15 protein-coding genes are annotated in these 15,703 nt (G+C 72.8%); 4 read left to right on the top strand and 11 right to left on the bottom strand.

From position 1 onward, the window contains the following. Positions 1–31 precede the first annotated feature (31 nt). The 3 genes from AB0C78_RS06605 to AB0C78_RS06595 all read right to left on the bottom strand — a co-directional run bounded on the left by AB0C78_RS06605 (position 32) and on the right by AB0C78_RS06595 (position 2,595). Positions 32–718, bottom strand: coding sequence for an ATP-binding cassette domain-containing protein (locus AB0C78_RS06605; protein ID WP_360742668.1), 687 nt, complete (start codon positions 716–718; stop codon positions 32–34). A 91-nt stretch (positions 719–809) separates the two neighbouring features. Further along, a complete protein-coding gene (locus AB0C78_RS06600) occupies positions 810–2,108 on the bottom strand; it encodes an alpha-amylase family protein (protein WP_360742665.1) in 1,299 nt (432 codons plus the stop codon). Between the two features lie 52 nt (positions 2,109–2,160). Further along, a complete protein-coding gene (locus AB0C78_RS06595; RefSeq protein WP_360742662.1) occupies positions 2,161–2,595 on the bottom strand; it encodes a MarR family transcriptional regulator in 435 nt (144 codons plus the stop codon). A 39-nt stretch (positions 2,596–2,634) separates the two neighbouring features. Here AB0C78_RS06595 and AB0C78_RS06590 point away from each other — a divergent pair, with 39 nt between their 5' ends. Further along, positions 2,635–4,110 (top strand): FUSC family protein, encoded by a 1,476-nt coding sequence (locus AB0C78_RS06590; protein WP_360742659.1) that lies wholly within the window; start codon positions 2,635–2,637, stop codon positions 4,108–4,110. Here AB0C78_RS06590 and AB0C78_RS06585 read toward each other — a convergent pair. Further along, positions 4,064–5,230 (bottom strand): lactate 2-monooxygenase, encoded by a 1,167-nt coding sequence (locus AB0C78_RS06585; RefSeq protein ID WP_360742656.1) that lies wholly within the window; start codon positions 5,228–5,230, stop codon positions 4,064–4,066. The two genes, AB0C78_RS06590 and AB0C78_RS06585, sit on opposite strands and share 47 nt — an antisense overlap. Before the next feature lie 175 nt (positions 5,231–5,405). On the opposite strand from AB0C78_RS06585, the gene AB0C78_RS06580 reads away from it, so the two are divergent. Then, positions 5,406–7,907 carry a DNA topoisomerase IV subunit A gene (locus tag AB0C78_RS06580; RefSeq protein WP_360742653.1) on the top strand — a complete coding sequence of 834 codons (2,502 nt, stop codon included), beginning with the start codon at positions 5,406–5,408 and terminating at the stop codon, positions 7,905–7,907. Positions 7,908–8,088: 181 nt separating this feature from the next. Here the strand turns inward: AB0C78_RS06580 and AB0C78_RS06575 are convergent, their stop codons facing one another. From AB0C78_RS06575 to AB0C78_RS06565, 3 genes are all read right to left on the bottom strand, one after another. After that, positions 8,089–9,768, bottom strand: a complete 1,680-nt coding sequence (locus AB0C78_RS06575) for a hypothetical protein (RefSeq protein WP_360742650.1) — start codon at positions 9,766–9,768, stop codon at positions 8,089–8,091. 195 nt (positions 9,769–9,963) lie between these two features. Beyond that, entirely contained in the window at positions 9,964–10,515 is a 552-nt protein-coding gene (locus AB0C78_RS06570) for a flavoprotein (protein ID WP_360742647.1), read from the bottom strand. Between the two features lie 45 nt (positions 10,516–10,560). Continuing rightward, entirely contained in the window at positions 10,561–10,923 is a 363-nt protein-coding gene (locus AB0C78_RS06565) for a nuclear transport factor 2 family protein (RefSeq protein WP_360742644.1), read from the bottom strand. A gap of 110 nt (positions 10,924–11,033) precedes the next feature. On the opposite strand from AB0C78_RS06565, the gene AB0C78_RS06560 reads away from it, so the two are divergent. After that, positions 11,034–11,750: a hypothetical protein gene (locus tag AB0C78_RS06560; protein WP_360742640.1), complete on the top strand. Its 717-nt coding sequence runs from the start codon at positions 11,034–11,036 to the stop codon at positions 11,748–11,750. Here the strand turns inward: AB0C78_RS06560 and AB0C78_RS06555 are convergent. The 4 genes from AB0C78_RS06555 to AB0C78_RS06540 form a co-directional block, all read right to left on the bottom strand. Then, positions 11,747–12,106 carry a hypothetical protein gene (locus AB0C78_RS06555; RefSeq protein ID WP_360742637.1) on the bottom strand — a complete coding sequence of 120 codons (360 nt, stop codon included), beginning with the start codon at positions 12,104–12,106 and terminating at the stop codon, positions 11,747–11,749. The genes AB0C78_RS06560 and AB0C78_RS06555 overlap by 4 nt on opposite strands. Before the next feature lie 121 nt (positions 12,107–12,227). Then, entirely contained in the window at positions 12,228–12,890 is a 663-nt protein-coding gene (locus AB0C78_RS06550) for a response regulator transcription factor (protein ID WP_151540375.1), read from the bottom strand. 16 nt (positions 12,891–12,906) lie between these two features. Next, positions 12,907–14,043 (bottom strand): sensor histidine kinase, encoded by a 1,137-nt coding sequence (locus tag AB0C78_RS06545; protein WP_360742634.1) that lies wholly within the window; start codon positions 14,041–14,043, stop codon positions 12,907–12,909. Next, positions 14,040–14,522, bottom strand: a complete 483-nt coding sequence (locus AB0C78_RS06540; RefSeq protein ID WP_360742631.1) for a hypothetical protein — start codon at positions 14,520–14,522, stop codon at positions 14,040–14,042. The genes AB0C78_RS06545 and AB0C78_RS06540 overlap by 4 nt, the downstream gene beginning before the upstream one ends. A gap of 256 nt (positions 14,523–14,778) precedes the next feature. On the opposite strand from AB0C78_RS06540, the gene AB0C78_RS06535 reads away from it, so the two are divergent. Continuing rightward, a complete protein-coding gene (locus tag AB0C78_RS06535; protein ID WP_360742628.1) occupies positions 14,779–15,651 on the top strand; it encodes a hypothetical protein in 873 nt (290 codons plus the stop codon). Positions 15,652–15,703: the final 52 nt, after the last annotated feature.

The following is a 15,703-nucleotide window of genomic DNA, read 5'->3' as shown; positions in this document are numbered from 1 at the left end:
GGGCCGCCGTCGTCCACGCGTGCGGCGCCGGTCAGGCGGCGAACGGGGCGTGAGGGGCGTGGGGGGCGCGCCGGGCGGCGGTGCCGAGCCGGGCGGAGGCGCGTCCGGTGACGAGGCGGCCCTCGTCGAGGACGCCGACCCGGTCGGCGCGGCAGGCCTCGCCGGTGTCCCGGGTGGTGATCACGACGGTGCTGCCGTGCGCGGCCAGCAGGAGCAGGACGGACCAGACCTCGCGGGCGGCGTCCTCGTCGAGCCCGGCGGTGGGCTCGTCGAGGAACAGCACGTCGGAGCGGCCGATGAGGGCGAGCGCGAGGTCGAGCAGGCGGCGGCGGCCGGGGTCGAGTCGCTCGAACGGGACGTCGGCGTGGCCGGTGAGGCGGGCGAGGCGGAGCGCCTCGTCGCGGGTGATCGGGTCGAGGGTCCAGCGCCGCCAGGTGTCGATGATCTCGGCGACGGTGAGGCCGGGGAACAGGCCGCCGTCGCGCCAGACGGTCCCGGACCGGGCGGCGTCGCGGTCGGTGTAGGGGTCGGCGCCGCGGACGCGGACCGTCCCGCCGGTGGGGCGGCGCAGGCCGGCGAGCATCTCCAGCAGGGTGGTCTTGCCCGAGCCGTACCGGCCGAGCAGCGCGTACACCTCGCCCTTCGCCACGGTGAACGAGACGTCTCGCACGGCCTCGTTCAGCTGCAGGTCGCGTACCTCGATCACGTGTGCCTTCATGGGTCCCATGCTGCCGAGGGGCGATCTCCGCGTGCAGTCATGAACGTCAGGTGCGGGCCGTGAGGTTCGCAGGGGTCGGCCATGACATCTGTCATGGGTGCGCGATGGCCCAGCCTTGGGGCGGTATCAGGGCGCCTTCGCCGTGGAAGGCGGCGTCCCCGGCGATGCAGGTCCATCCGGCGGCGGGGAGGTCGGCCTTGGCGGGCTCGTCGGCCACGTTGAGGACGACGCCCAGGCGCTGTTCGCCCTGCCCCACTGTGTAGGAGAGCGCCGTGTTGGTCAAGGTGGCGACCTGCGTGTGCGCGCGGACGAGCCATGGGTGGCGGCGCCTCACGCCGATGAGGTCTTGGTGGAGGCGGTGGTAGGGAGCACCGTGTCCGGGCGTCTCGTCGGGGCGTTCAGGGAAGGCGGGACGTATGGCGTCGTCGCCGCCTTCGCGCTCCTCCTTGATGCCGTGGAAGGCGAACTCGTCGCCGGCGTAGATGGACGGGACGCCGGCGGTGGTCAGGAGGATGACGAGCGCATGGGCGAGGTGGCGCTCATCGTCGAGGCGGCTGGCGATGCGCGTCACGTCGTGGTTGCCGAGGAAGGTCTGCGGCACGAACGTCTGGAGCATCCCGTCGTGGCGGGTGAGCGCATGGGCCAGTTCGAAGAAGTTGCGGTCGTTCAGCGAGCTCCAGATGGCCTTCCATAGTTCGTACTGGGTGACGGAGTCGAGTCCGCTGCGTTCGACGAACCCCGCATAGTCGCCGTGGATGACCTCCCCCAGGAGCCATGCGTCGGGGAAGCGCGCGCGGACGCGGTCGGTCACCGTCCGCCAGAACTCCGCGGGGACGGCGTAGGCGGCGTCCAGCCGCCAACCGTCGACGCCGCGCTCCAGCCAGTGGCTCATGACCTCGACCGTGTAGTCGGCGACGGCCGGCTCGTCATGGTTGAGGGCGACGAGCTTGTGGTGGCCTTCGAACGTGCGGAAGCCGCCGTCGCCGTCGGGGACGAACCATCCCGCGTACGGCGACGCGCCGCCCTGCGCCTCGACGTCGGCGAAGCGCGGGAAGCCCCGCCCGACGTGGTTGAAGACCCCGTCGAGCAGGACCCGGACGCCCCGTCCCGACGCCGCCTCGACGAGCCGCAGCAGGTCGGACTCGTCGCCGAGGCGCGGGTCGACGCGGAAGTGGTCGACGGTGTCGTAGCCGTGCGTCTCGGACGCGAACACCGGCCCGAGGGCGAGGCCGTTGCAGCCGAGCGCGACCAGGTGGTCGAGCCATCCGGCGATCCGGTCCAGGCGGTGCGCGGGCGGGGCGCCGGCGCCGGGCGGGAGGGCGGCGCGTTCGGCGCCGGTGAAGCCGAGGGGGTAGACGTGCCACCAGATGGCGTGATCGGGCCAGCGCATGCGCGTCTCCTTACCCGGGATCATCGTTTCCAAAATAGTAAGCAGTAGCGAACTATTCCGCCAGCCGTTCCATCAGTCGGGCGGCGAGCCTCAGCACCTCGCGCTCGGTCTCGCCGAGCCCGCCGAGCGCGCCGGCGAGCCAGGCGTCGCGCTCGTCGAGGTCGCGCCTGAGCGCCTCGCCCCCGGCCCGGGTGATGGTCAGCACGGCCTGCCTGCGGTCCCGCTCGTCGCGCGTGCGGACGATCAGGCCGGCCTCCTCGAGTTCCGCGAAGACCCTGGTCAACGACTGCGGCCGCTGCCCCTCGGCCGCCGCCACCTCGCCGGCCGAGCTGGGCCCGTTGCGGGCCAGGTGCCCGAGCACGACGAGCTTGTTGCTGCTCAGCGCGTCCGGGGAGCGCGAGGAGCGCATCCGGCGCGCCATCCGCATCACCCCGCGGCGGATCTCCACCACCGCTTCCCTCGGCACCTCGGGCCGATCGCTCCGCATAATGCTACGCTATCCCTTACTATCTATCGGAGGTGGGCCATGGCGGCGGGCACGATCCGGGGCCTCGGCGCCGCGAAGGCGCCGGTCACCGTCGCCGCGACCACGGTGGCCGCCATGCTGGCGTCCTTCGGGTCGGCGCTGCTGCTGGAGCACGCGGCGCACCTGCACACGGACGCCGTCATGCAGGCCGTCGTGCTGTCCGTCACCCTGTCCAGGGGGCATCGCGGCGCCCGCCCGTCCGACCGGCTGGTCGGGTTCGCCGTCATGCCCGCCGTCGCCCTCGTCTCGGTCGGCCTCGGCATCCTCATGCGCGACGACGCGTTCGCGGGGGACGCCGCGTTCGCCGCCCTCGTCACGTCCGGGGTCTGGATCCGCCGCTTCGGGCCGCGCTTCACCAAGGCCGGCACGCTGATGATGCTCCCAGCGATCGCCCTGCTCGTCATCCCCCACGGCGCGCCCGGCGCGCCGTCGACGCACCTGCTGTGGGCACCCGTCGTGGCGCTCATCCCCTACTTCTGGGTCACGGCCGTCCAGGTCGCCGTAGAACGCCCTTGGCGCGGCGGCCATGTGGAGGCCGCCCCGCCTCCCGCTCCCAGCAAACGGCTGCCCGCCAGCACCCGCATGGCGGCGCAGATGGGTGCGGCCCTGTGCGCCGCGTTCGCCATCGGGCACCTGCTGTTCCCGGATCATTGGTCGTGGGTCGTCCTGACGGCGTTCATCGTCTGCAATGGAGCGCGAGGACGTGGCGACGCCCTCCACAAGGGTCTGCTGCGCGCGCTCGGCGCGGCCGGAGGGACGGTCCTGGCCGCCGTGGCGTCCGGCTTGTTCGCACCACGCGACCCTCACGCGGTCGTTCTCATCTTCGTGGTGCTGGGCGTCGCGGCATGGCTGCGGCAGCGGAGCTACGCGTACTGGGCGGGCGGGGTGACGGCCGCGCTGTCGCTGCTGTACGGGTACTTCGGCCAGTCCGCCGCTCCCTTGCTGGAGACACGCCTAGAGGCGATCCTTGTCGGCTCCGTCATCGGCACGGCCGCCGCATGGTTCGTTCTTCCCTTCCGCACGAGGGACGTCCTGCGCCGCCGCACATCGCAGTCCTTGGCGGCCCTCACCGATGTCCTGAAGGGCGAACCTCACGCCCTCACCCGGTTCGAGAACTCCGTCGCCGAGATGGACGACCTATACGGCCCGCTGCGGCTGCACCGGTTCGTCACGCGCGCGCAGCCGCACCCAGCGGATGTCGTCGACGTCCTACGCGAGACCGTGCCGCACGTCCGCGCACTTAGGCCCGGCGTCGAAGGACTACGCGCCAACGTGGGCGCCGTGCGACGCGCGGTGGCCAGACGACACGACGGCACTCCCTACAGGCCGCTGCCGCCAGAAGAGGACGCCACCGCACACGCCATAGACGCAGGACTGGCCCGCCTATACGAGATCTACGCCCCGCCCACAGAGGAACCCAAGCGGGAACCTAAGCGCGGACCAGAATCTCCGGAGAAAGCTCGTCCGGCCGGGTGACACCGGACAGCGCCATGGTCAGTTCCAGTTCGGCCTGGATGCAGCGCAGGACGTGCTGGACGCCGGCCTGCCCGCCGAGCGCCAGCCCGTAGGCGTACGGGCGCGCGAGCAGCACCGCCTTGGCGCCCAGCGCGAGCGCCTTCGCCACGTCCGATCCCGTCCGGATCCCGCTGTCGAACAGCACCGTGGCCTGGTCGCGCACGGCGTCGACCACGCCGGGCAGGGCGTCCAGCGACGCCACGGCGCCGTCGACCTGCCGTCCGCCGTGGTTGGAGACGATCACGCCGTCCATGCCCGCGTCCACCGCGCGGCGCGCGTCGTCGGGGTGCTGGACGCCCTTCAGCGCGATCGGCCCGTCCCAGTGGTCCCGCAGGAAGGCCAGATCGTCCCAGGTCAGGGACGGGTTGCCGAAGTTGGCGACCCAGTGCAGGAGCGCGGTGTCGCGGTTGGCGTCGGTGACGGGCCCGCCGACCGCCTTCTGGAAGACGGGGTCGCTGAAGTAGTTCGCGACCCCGATGCCGCGCAGGAACGGCAGGTACGCCTGGTCCAGGTCGCGGGGCCGCCACGCCAGCGTGAACGTGTCGAGCGTGACGACCAGCGCCGTGTAGCCCGCCGCCTTGGCCCGCTCCAGGAAGCTGACGGCGAGGTCCCGGTCCTTCGGCCAGTAGAGCTGGTACCAGCGGGGCGCGCCGTCGCCGTTGGCCTCCGCGACCTCCTCGATGGAGTGGGACGAGGCGGTGCTCAGCACCATGGTGACCCCCTCGGCCCCCGCCGCGCGCGCGGTGGCGAGCTCCCCGTCCGGGTGGAAGATCGACTGCACGCCGATCGGCGCGAGCAGGACCGGCGAGGGCATAGCGGTGCCGAGGACGTCCACCGACAGGTCGCGGTGCGCCACGTCCCGCAGGAATCGCGGGACGATCCGCCACCGGTCGAACGCGTCGCGGTTGGCGCGCGCGGTCGCCTCGCTGCCGGCCGATCCCGCGACGTACCCGAACGCCTGCGCCGACAGCACGCCCTCGGCCAGCCCCTCCAGCCTCGTCAGGTCGGTGGGCAGCGAAGGCCGCACGTCGCCGAGTCCCTGCAGGTAGATCGAGTTCTGGAAGTCGGCCAGCGCGCTCATCGGGTACCTCCACGGGGGACGCGGCCGGGGCGCGGCCGCGGGGTGAGAACCGTCCGGGACCAATCTGCCACGACCGCTGACCGGATGGCGCGCCGCGCCGGCGCCGGGAACCGATCCGCGGTCCATCCGGTGGGGCGGGCGAAAGATGTCGGCGGGACCGGCCACAATGTGGGGCATGGCACGACGCGGATCCCAAGCCCCTCCCCCGCCGCCGGACTTCGAGGAGAACATCGTCGACGTCGACGTCTCCGAGGAGATGCGCGGCAGCTACCTCGAGTACGCCTACTCGGTGATCTACCAGCGGGCGCTTCCCGACGCCCGCGACGGGCTGAAGCCCGTCCAGCGGCGGATCCTGTACTCGATGAACGAGATGGGGCTGCGCCCCGACCGCGGGCACGTCAAGTGCGCGCGCGTCGTCGGCGAGGTCATGGGCAAGCTGCACCCGCACGGCGACAGCGCGATCTACGACGCGATGGTGCGGATGGCCCAGCCGTGGGCGATGCGGATGCCGCTGGTCGACGGGCACGGCAACTTCGGCTCGCTCGGCGGCGACGACCTGCCCGCCGCCATGCGGTACACCGAGGCCCGCATGTCCCGCGAGGCGCTGATGATGGTCGCCTCCATCGACGAGGACACCGTCGACTTCCGGCCGAACTACGACGGCCAGGAGCAGGAGCCGGAGGTGCTGCCCGCGGCGTTCCCGAACCTGCTGGTGAACGGCGCGTCCGGGATCGCGGTCGGGATGGCCACCAACATGGCCCCGCACAACCTCGGCGAGGTGGTCGCGGCGGCCCGGCACCTGATCGACCACCCCGACGCCACCCTCGACGACCTGATGCGCTTCGTCCCCGGCCCCGACCTGCCCACCGGCGGCATGATCGTCGGCCTGGACGGCATCCGCGACGCCTACGAGAAGGGCCGCGGGACGTTCCGCACCCGCGCCACCACGACGATCGAGAACGTCACGCCGCGCCGCAAGGGCATCGTGGTCAGCGAGCTGCCGTACGCGGTCGGCCCGGAGCGCGTCAAGGCCAAGATCAAGGAACTCGTCAACGCCAAGAAGATCCAGGGCATCGCCGACCTGAAGGACCTCACCGACCGCAACGTCGGCCTGCGCCTGGTCATCGAGATCAAGAACGGCTTCAACCCCGAGGCCGTCCTGCAGGACCTCTACCGGCTCACCCCGATGGAGGAGACCTTCGGCATCAACAACGTCGCGCTCGTCGACGGCCGGCCGCGCACGCTCGGCCTGCGCGACCTGCTGCAGGTGTACGTCGACCACCGCATCGAGGTCGTGCGGCGCCGGTCGATGTTCCGCCGCAAGAAGCGCGAGGACCGCCTCCACCTCGTCGACGGCCTGCTGGTCGCGCTGCTCAACATCGACGAGGTCATCCAGGTCATCCGGCAGAGCGACGACGCCGCGCAGGCCAAGCAGCGGCTGATGCAGATCTTCGAGCTGTCGGAGATCCAGGCGCAGTACATCCTGGACACCCCGCTGCGCCGCCTCACCCGCTACGACCGGCTCGAGCTGGAGAAGGAGAAGGAGCAGCTCGCCAAGGAGATCGCGAAGCTGACCGCGATCCTGGAGTCGGAGCGCAAGCTGCGCGGCCTGGTGTCCAAGGAGCTCGGCGAGGTCGCCTCCGAGTACACGACCCCGCGCCGGACGATCCTGCTGGAGTCCTCCGGCCACACCGCCGCGGCCGCCGTCCCCCTCGAGGTGGCGGACGACCCGTGCACGGTGCTGCTGTCGTCCACCGGGCTGCTGGCCCGCACGCACGGCGCCGAGCCGCTGCCCGACAGCGGCCCGCGCGCCCCCCACGACGTGCTGGTCTCGGTCGTCCCGGCGACGGCCCGCGGCCAGGTCGGCGCGGTGACCTCGCTCGGGCGGATGATCCGCATCGACGTCCTGGACCTGCCGGCGCTGCCGCCGTCGGCGACGCCGCCGTCCCTGGCGGGCGGCGCGCCGGTGACCGAGTACGTCGAGCTGGAACCGGACGAGACGGTCGTCGGCGTGGCGGCCGTGACGGACGAGGGCGGCGGGCTCGCCCTCGGCACCGCGCAGGGCGTGGTCAAGCGGGTCGTCCCCGACTTCCCCGCCAACCGCGACGAGTTCGAGGTCATCGGGCTCAAGGACGGCGACCGGGTCGTCGGCGCCGTCCAGCTGCTCGCGGAGGACCAGCACCTGGTGTTCATCACCACCGACGCGCAGCTGCTGCACTTCGCCGCGTCGAACGTGCGGCCGCAGGGCCGGGCCGCCGGCGGCATGGCCGGCATCAAGCTGGGCGCCGGCGCCCAGGTGCTGTGGTTCGGCGCGCTCGACCCCGGCCGTGAGGCCCGGGTGATCACGGTGTCCGGGTCGTCGTCGGCGCTGCCCGGCACGCAGACGGGCGCGATCAAGCTGGCCGACTTCGCGGACTTCCCGGCCAAGGGCCGCGCGACCGGCGGCGTCCGGGCGCACCGGTTCCTGAAGGGCGAGGACGTGCTGCTCCAGGCGTGGGCGGCGCCGACCCCGCTGCGCGCCGCCGGCGCGAACGGCAAGCCCGCGACGCTGAACGTGACGCTCGGCCGCCGCGACGGCTCCGGCGAGAGGCTCAGCACCCGCATCGTGTCGATCAGCGGGCCGATCGGCCCCGTCCCGCCGGACTCCGACGCCGACGCTGACACCGACGAGGCATGACGGTGAGCCGGGCCCGCGGTCGGCGGGCCCGGCTCGCGATGGTCAGGGGGCGAGGGCTCCGGTCACGGTGGTGACACCCAGAGGCCGCACTGCCGTATGGCGCGGCGGCTGCTGGCGAGGGCCACCCCAAGGCTGAGGAGCGACCTGTCCGGGTGGACGAACCCGACGATAGGGACGCTGGTCATCGGAGTGCCTCCGGGGCCTGTTCGAGGGAGGCGGAGACGGACGGCGCCGGCGTCGTGCCGGGCATGCCGAGCAGGACGGGCCCCTTGGGCGGGCGCCACGCGCTGGGCTTGCAGGCGTCCCGGCAGGAGCCCTCGGTGGAGCAGCACAGCGAGCAGATGTGCCCCTGGTGGAACGGGCAGGTGGCCATGTCCGCGACGTCGTAGGACCCGCCGCACACCGCGCAGGGCAGTTCGGTCGCGCCGTCGGGGAAGACGCTCGTCCGCGCGATGTACCAGCGGCCCCGGGTGGCCGCCGCGACGAGGGGCGGCAGCGCCAGCGCGAGGACGAAGGCGATGAAGGGCGACAGGTCGGCGGCCGTGGAGCCGAACGCGCCGTAGTAGGCGACGATCGAGACGGCCGCGGCGGCGACCATCGAGCCGAAGCCGACCGGGTTCACGTTGTACAGGTGGGCGCGGCGGAACTCCACCTCACGCGGGCTGAGGCGCAGCCACCGCTTGTTGATGACCAGGTCGGACGCCATGGCTGCGATCCAGGCGATGCCGATGTTGGCGTACCAGGCCAGCACGGTGACGATGTGGGCGAAGATGTCGATCTCCATGAGGACCAGCGCGAGCGCGACCTGGAGGACCACCCACACCGCGCGGCCGGGATGCCGGTGCAGCAGCCGGGAGAAGAAGTTCGACCACGACAGCGAGCCCGAGTAGGTGTTCATGATGTTGATCTTGATCTGCGAGAGCAGCACCAGGACCCCCGCGAGGACGAGCGCCACGGTGTGGTTCCCGACCGCGCGCTCGTACACGACGGTGAACAGGTCGACCGGGACCGCGACGTGGTCGGGCGTCGTCTCGGTGCCGGCGTAGCCGACGAGCAGCGTGGACGCGAAGAAGATGACGATGGCGAACAGGGACAGGCCCGGGCCGCCCATCAGCACCGCCAGCCGCCATCTGCGGCGCCCCGCCGCGCCCTTCGGGTCGGGCATCAGCCGCAGGTAGTCGCCCTGTTCACCGATCTGCACCGCGAACGACAGCTGCGCGGCGGCGATGGTGAACACCGCGGTCAGCGTGAGGCCGCCGACGGCGGCCGCCCCGTGCGCGGTGACCGGGTGGACCATGTGGTGGCCGGCGGAGGGCGAGGTCGCCGCGATGACCAGGGCGAAGCCGATCAGCAGGATCCACAGCGGCCACGTCCACGCCTGGAACTTCGAGCTGAAGGTCATCCCGTACAGCGTGAGCGGCACCATGACGACGGAGACGATCACGTACGAGACGTGGACGTCGACGTGGCAGAGCGCGGTCACCGCCTGCGCCATGATCGCGCCCTCGTAGGCGAGGAAGATCAGCGTGTAGGTGGCGTAGACCAGCGAGGTCACCGTGGAGCCCAGGTAACCGAACCCGGAACCGCGGGTGAGCAGGTCGATGTCGATGTGCTTGCGGGTGATGGCGAACGCGATGACGACGGTCAGCGGCAGCGTGACGACGCTCGCGACGGCGAATCCGAGCAGCGAGCTGCCGAAGCCGAACTCGTTGACGAACGCGGCGTCCAGCGCGTATCCCGCCATGGCGGACAGGCCTACCAGGCAGCTCAGGAACACCATCCACGGCGACCAGGTGCGGAACGCGCTGGGCGTGTACCGCAGGGAGTAGTCCTCCATCTGCGGGTTCTCTGCCAGATCCAAACCCGGCTCCTTTCCTAGCGGGGCGGCGGGCACCGCAGAAGCTAGGAACGGGATGTTTCTCCGGGGTGTCGGGGCCGGTTGCGCCCCGTTACGCCGGATCGTCCCGCGGCGAAGGGGCTCTGGCGTGCGGGTTCGTACCGGCGGGCGCGGCATGCGCCGGGTCGGTGCGGGTTTCGGCCGGACCCGTCGCCGGAGTCAGCCCGCTGTCAGGCGGGCGTGGAGCGAGCGCAGGTGGTCGCGCAGGTCCGGCCAGGGGAACGTCGCGCCGCTCGGTTCGTCCGAGTCGGGGTTCGGGAGGCGGCCCGGGTCGAGGAGGACGGTGACGCCCCAGGCGCGGAGCTCGTCGACGCTGCGGACGAAGGCCGGGTGGCGGGCGAGCGCCGCGTTCGGCCACGGGGCGGCGACGATCGGGCGGCCCAGCCCGACGGCCTCGTTGAGCAGGCCGAGCGCCAGCGTGTCGCTGATGCCGTGCGCCCACTTGTTGACGGTGTTGAAGGTCGCCGGGGCGACGGCGAACGCGTCGGCGGGCGGCAGGACGTCGGGCTCCTCGGGCCGCTTGTAGTCCGAGCGGACGGGGAAGCCGGTCAGCGCGGACAGCCGGGCGGCGTCGACGAACTTCGTGCCGGACGGCGTCGCGACGACGCAGACCGTCCAGCCGTCGCCGAGGAGCCGTTCGGCGAAGGCCGGCAGGTCGGCGGCGGGCCGCCCGCCGCAGGCGATCACATACAGCACCGGACGTGCGGGCACCCGACCTCCTCGGTTCCGACCGGGTACCAGCCTGCCACGTCCCGGTCAGCTCTCGACGTCGTCGGGTCCCCAGTGCGCCTCCATGCGGACGATCTTGCCGTCGGCGCCGAAGGTCATGACGTCGATGACGCGGACGCGCATGCCGGGGACGGTCACGGTGAAGGCCATCGCGGCGCGGTCGCCGTGCGAGCCGCGGATGGGGGCGTCGAGCGAGAGCTTCGCGCCGGCGGACACGGCGTTGCCGTAGAACTCGTCGATCGCGGCGCGGCCCTCCATCGGCGGATTGCCGACCGGGTCGACCACGACGGCGTCATCGGCGAACAGGCCGGTCACGGCCGCGGCGTCGCCGGAGTTGAAGCCGTCGACGTAGGCCTGGAGGGTGCTCTTCATCTGTTCCTGGGTCGGCATGCGAGAAAGGCTACCAAGCGCACGCTTGGCTTCCGATCGGCCCCGGGCCGGGAACGCCGACCCTAGGCTGCTGCGTGACGGGGAAGCCGGAGACGAACGGGGAGGGGTCGATGACGGACGCCGCACGGGCCGCCGGGACGCCGCCGAAGAAGGCGGCCTACCGGCGGTCGGCGGGATCGCCGCGCGGCGAGGCGAGGCGGCGCGAGCTGCTCGAACGCGTCACCGACGACCTCGCGGTGAACGGGCTCGTCGACTTCTCGCTGCGGCGCGCCGCCCGCGCGGCCGGCACCACGCACAAGGTGCTGCTCTACCACTTCGACGGCGCCGACGACCTGCTCCGGCAGGCGATCGCCAAGCTGCGCGACCGGCGCATCGGCAACGCGCTCGCCGTCGCCGCGGCGGAGCGCGGCGGCGGGACGCTGGCGGACCGGGTGCGCGCCGTCTGGCCGACCCTGATGAACGAGGAGCCGGGGCTGCGGCGGGTCCTCGACCAGGCCATGGGCCTCGCCATGTACGACGTGGAGCGGCACGGCGAGCTCGGCCGCGGGGCGTCCCGGCAGTACATCCCGATCCTGCGGTCCTTCTGCCCGCCGGACTGGTCGGAGGCGCGCAAGCTCCAGGTCGCCGAGATGATCCTCGCGACGCTGCGCGGCTTCCTGCTGGAGCGGCTGATCAGCGGCGACACCGCCGGGGTCGAGGCCGGGTTCGCGGCGCTCGTCCGCGCGCTCGAGCACGAGGAGGCCGCCGGAGACGAGCAGGCCCCCGGAGACGAGCAGGCCGCCGGAGACGGGCACCAGGAGGCCGCCGGGGAACCGCCGGCGCCCTAGTGCAGGCTGAAGGCGGCCGCGCGCCCGGCGTGCTCGTCGGACGCGGCGCGCTCGGCGCACTCCGCCAGGCCCTCCAGGAGGTCGGCCGGGCCGCCGACGGCCTCGTCGTAGTGCCAGTGCCGGACGAGGGCCTCGCCCTCGGCACCGGGATCGAAGCGGCCCTTGGCGAAGCAGCCGGCGACGGCCATCCGGACGATCACGCGGTCGCAGTCGTCCAGCTGCGCCACGTAGGCGGCCGCGTCGATGAGGCCGATCGCGGCGCGGGCGTTGCGGCAGTCGTCGGCGGGGTCGGGGCGGGCGATCCGCCACTGCGCGTACGGGCGCAGGTACTCCGCGATCATCACGGTTCGGTGCACGCGAGGTCCTTCCGGGTTCCGGGACCTCCCATGCTGGGGACCGCTCCACCGCCGGGCGGGCGCCTTGACCGAGGTCTTGCCGCCCGCTGACCGATTGATCGTCCCGGCCCCGCGCGGGTGGCTAGGACCCGGCCAGGCCGTGCCGGAAGGCGTAGGTGACGGCCTGCGCGCGGTCCCGCAGCCCGGCCTTGGCGAACAGGTTGTTGATGTGGGTCTTGACCGTCGCCTCGCTGATGAACAGGTCGCCGGCGATCTCGGTGTTCGACCGGCCCTGCGCGATCAGCGCGAGCACCTCGGCCTCGCGCCGGGTCAGCCCGTCGGGCAGCTCGCCGCGGGCGGTGCGGACGGGCCGCTGGTCGGCGGCGACCGCCTCGACCAGCCGGCGCTGGATCGCCGGGTCGAGCTGCGCCGCGCCGCCGCGCACCGCGGCGACCGCGCGGGCGATCTCGTCGGCGCCGGCGTCCTTGGTCAGGTACCCGCGCGCCCCCGCGCGCAGCGCCGCGAAGATCGACTCGTCGTCGGCGTAGGTGGTCAGCACGACGACCTCGACGTCCGGATGCGCCTGCTTGATCCGCCGGGTCGCCTCCACCCCGTCCACCCGCGGCATCCGCAGGTCCATGAGCACCACGTCGGGCCGCAGCTCGCCGACCATGGCGACGGCCTGCTCGCCGTCGCCCGCCGACCCGGCCACCTCGATGCCAGGCAGCAGCTCCAGCAGCAGGACCAGGCCCTCCCGCACCACCGTCTGGTCGTCGACGACCAGGATCCTCGTCTCGTCGCTCACCGCGCCCCGTCCCGTGTCACGCCGGCACCCGGAGGGCGACGCGGAATCCCCCGCCCTCCGGCCCGGTCTCCAGGGTCCCACCGATCAGCTCCGCGCGCTCCCGCATGCCGACCAGCCCGTAGCCGCCGCCCTCGATCTCCAGGACCGGCTCGGTCGCGCCGGTGTCGGTCACCTCGAGCCCGACGGCACCGCCGAGGTAGCGCAGCGTGATGCGCGCGCGGGCGCCGGGCGCGTGCTTGCGGACGTTGGTGAGCGCCTCCTGGGCGGTCCGGACGACGGCGAGCCCCGCCTGCGGGGGCAGCTCGCGCGGTTCGCCGGTCACCTGGACGTCGCAGGGGCGCCCCGTGCTGGCGTAGAACTCCTCCGCCAGCTCCGCGATGACGTCCTTCGGCTCGGGGATCTCGCCGCGCAGCGTCGCCAGCGCGCGCCTGGTCTCCTCCAGGCCGGACTTGGCGAGGTTGCGCGCGCGCTCGACCCGGTCGAGGGCCTGCACCCGGTCGCCGTCCCGCGACAGCAGCAGGCGCGCGCCCTCCAGGTGGACGATCTGCGCCGACAGCGAGTGGGCGAGGATGTCGTGGATCTCGCGCGCGATGTGCGACCGCTCGGCCAGCACCGCGTTGGCCGCCTCGGCGCGGCGGGTGGCCTCCTGCGCGAGGGCGCTCTGCCGGCTCGCGAGGGCGCCGAGGGTCAGGCCGATGAACGCGGCCAGCAGCCCGTAGTCGGGGCCGCGGTCGTAGGCCTCCCCCAGCGCCGCCACGACGACCACGGTGGCGGCGCCGATGGCGAGGCCCCAGCGCACCCTCGTCCGCATGATCAGGGCCCACATCGCGGCCAGCGAGAAGAAGTACCCGCCGCCGCCGTGCGGGGCGACGGCGTACAGCGAGAGCGACGTCCCCATCGCGGCCAGGAGCAGCACGTTCCCGATCAAGCGCCAGCGGGAGTCCTTCTTGCGCCCCACCCACAGGCCCGCCCCCAGGAGGACGAACGTGGCGGTGTTGAGCAGGATCACCGCGAGGCCGGTGCCGTGCAGGGCCGGCGCGGGGGTGGAGTTGAGCAGCCCGCGCAGGTAGGCGACGGCTCCCCAGATCAGCGCGACCGTGATCGCGATCGTGCGGACGAGCCGGTCCTCGGGAGCGAAGGGTCCGAACCTCACGATGCGACGCTAGCCGGTGCGGTCCCGCCGATCCGCCTTCCGCGCCACGCGACCAGCAGGTTCTGCACGATCAGGGTGAGCGCGAGGAAGACCAGGAAGACGCTCGAGCCGAGCTTGAGGCCGAGGGCGTGCCCGGCGGCGAGGAACCCGACGCGGCTGAGGATCGACACCAGCCAGGCCACGAGGGTCCAGCCGGTGCCGCGCCGCCACAGCTCGCCGTCCTTCTCCCGCCACAGCCGGACGGTGACGGCGCGCAGGGCGCCGAACGCGACGGCGGCGACGGCCTCGGCTGCGAGGAGCGCGACGCTGAGCGCCGCGTGCGCGTCGTCGAGCAGCCCGCCCTGCGCGAGGCCGATCACGGCGAGGACGGCCGGGAGGGTGTAGAGCCGGCGCTCGCCGACCGGCCGGGCGCGCAGCTGCCGGTAGAGGACCAGCGCGAGGACGGCGAGCGCGATGAGCACGTTGTCGGCGGTGTTCATGGACTCGACGCTAGGCCGGGGCGGCCGGTCCGGGGATCGGCGCGGGGCTGGAGCCGGGGTTCTCCACCGGCGGGTGGAGAACCCTCGGTGAGCGGCCACTCACCCGGCGAACAGTGCCAGTGAAAGCTGGCCTCATCCGGTCAGCTGTGCGATCTTGCTTCGAGAAACACTCACGTTTTTGAATCGGGTGCACACCCTCGCGTGGATCGCTCCAACGCGGTCCGCGCACCATCGACGAAAGGCGCGTCCAGAACCCGTGAAATCCATCCTCCGCGCCGCCGCCGTGGCGGCGCCCCTCACCCTGGCGCTCGGCGCGGTCGCCGCACCGGCCCAGGCGTCCCCCCAGGCCCCCGCGACGGCCGCCGCGGCACCGGCCCCCGGCGTCCCGGCGTTCGACTTCGCCAAGGACTGCCCGCCGCTGCCCGCCGGCATCGACCCCACCCTCGGCCTGTGCATGCAGATGGTGGTGACCGGCGGCTCCATGAAGCTCGGCGGGCTCAGCCAGACCATCACCCAGCCGATGCGGATCACCGTCCAGTCGGTCCAGGCCGACGCCTCGTCGAACTCCGAGTTCACCAGCGTCACGCTGACCGGCAAGCCGATGACCATCCCCGGTGGCGTGCTCGGCCTGCTCGGCCTGAACGTCCCCGGTCTCGACGGCCTGCCGTTCAACAAGGTGCAGGTGCAGCCGAAGTACACCGGCGGCTTCACCTTCGACCTCCCGAACGCGGGGCTGGAGATGAAGATCAAGATCATCAACGATGCGGTCGGGAAGGGCTGCTCGATCGGCTCCAAGAAGGACCCGGTCAAGCTGAACCTCGGCGTCGACCTCGGGCAGATCAGCGTCGTCGACGAGGGCGACCCCGCCGACTCGTTCCACCACCCGCCCGTCCTGCACACCCCCGCCGCCGACACGACGTTCGCGGTGCCGAAGACGGACGGCTGCGGGCTGTTCGGGCCGGTGATCGACTGGAAGGCCGGGCTGCCGTCGGCGTCGGGCAACAACGCCGCGTCGTTCGACACCTACCTCGCGCTCGCGCCGTACGCCCCGTGGCCCACGGCCTCCGTGCAGCGCAAGGCGGCGCAGGACCCGGTCCAGCAGTTGCGCAACCTGCACATCACCGGCTGACGCGCCCCCTCCCCGGAGCCGTGCACGACCTACGGCCCCGGCCCCGCACCGG

The sequence above is a fragment of the Actinomadura sp. NPDC048394 genome, assembly GCF_040651755.1.
Classification (GTDB): domain Bacteria; phylum Actinomycetota; class Actinomycetes; order Streptosporangiales; family Streptosporangiaceae; genus Spirillospora; species Spirillospora montaniterrae.
This window is presented reverse-complemented; position numbering and strand designations above follow the sequence as displayed.

Excerpts from the sequence above, each read along its gene's own strand:
- AB0C78_RS06580 (WP_360742653.1), top strand. The coding sequence starts at position 5,406 with ATGGCACGACGCGGATCCCAAGCCCCTCCCCCGCCGCCGGACTTCGAG.
- AB0C78_RS06600 (WP_360742665.1), bottom strand. The coding sequence starts at position 2,108 with ATGCGCTGGCCCGATCACGCCATCTGGTGGCACGTCTACCCCCTCGGC.
- AB0C78_RS06590 (WP_360742659.1), top strand. The coding sequence starts at position 2,635 with ATGGCGGCGGGCACGATCCGGGGCCTCGGCGCCGCGAAGGCGCCGGTC.
- AB0C78_RS06565 (WP_360742644.1), bottom strand. The coding sequence starts at position 10,923 with ATGCCGACCCAGGAACAGATGAAGAGCACCCTCCAGGCCTACGTCGAC.
- AB0C78_RS06540 (WP_360742631.1), bottom strand. The coding sequence starts at position 14,522 with ATGAACACCGCCGACAACGTGCTCATCGCGCTCGCCGTCCTCGCGCTG.
- AB0C78_RS06595 (WP_360742662.1), bottom strand. The coding sequence starts at position 2,595 with ATGCGGAGCGATCGGCCCGAGGTGCCGAGGGAAGCGGTGGTGGAGATC.
- AB0C78_RS06560 (WP_360742640.1), top strand. The coding sequence starts at position 11,034 with ATGACGGACGCCGCACGGGCCGCCGGGACGCCGCCGAAGAAGGCGGCC.
- AB0C78_RS06585 (WP_360742656.1), bottom strand. The coding sequence starts at position 5,230 with ATGAGCGCGCTGGCCGACTTCCAGAACTCGATCTACCTGCAGGGACTC.
- AB0C78_RS06605 (WP_360742668.1), bottom strand. The coding sequence starts at position 718 with ATGAAGGCACACGTGATCGAGGTACGCGACCTGCAGCTGAACGAGGCC.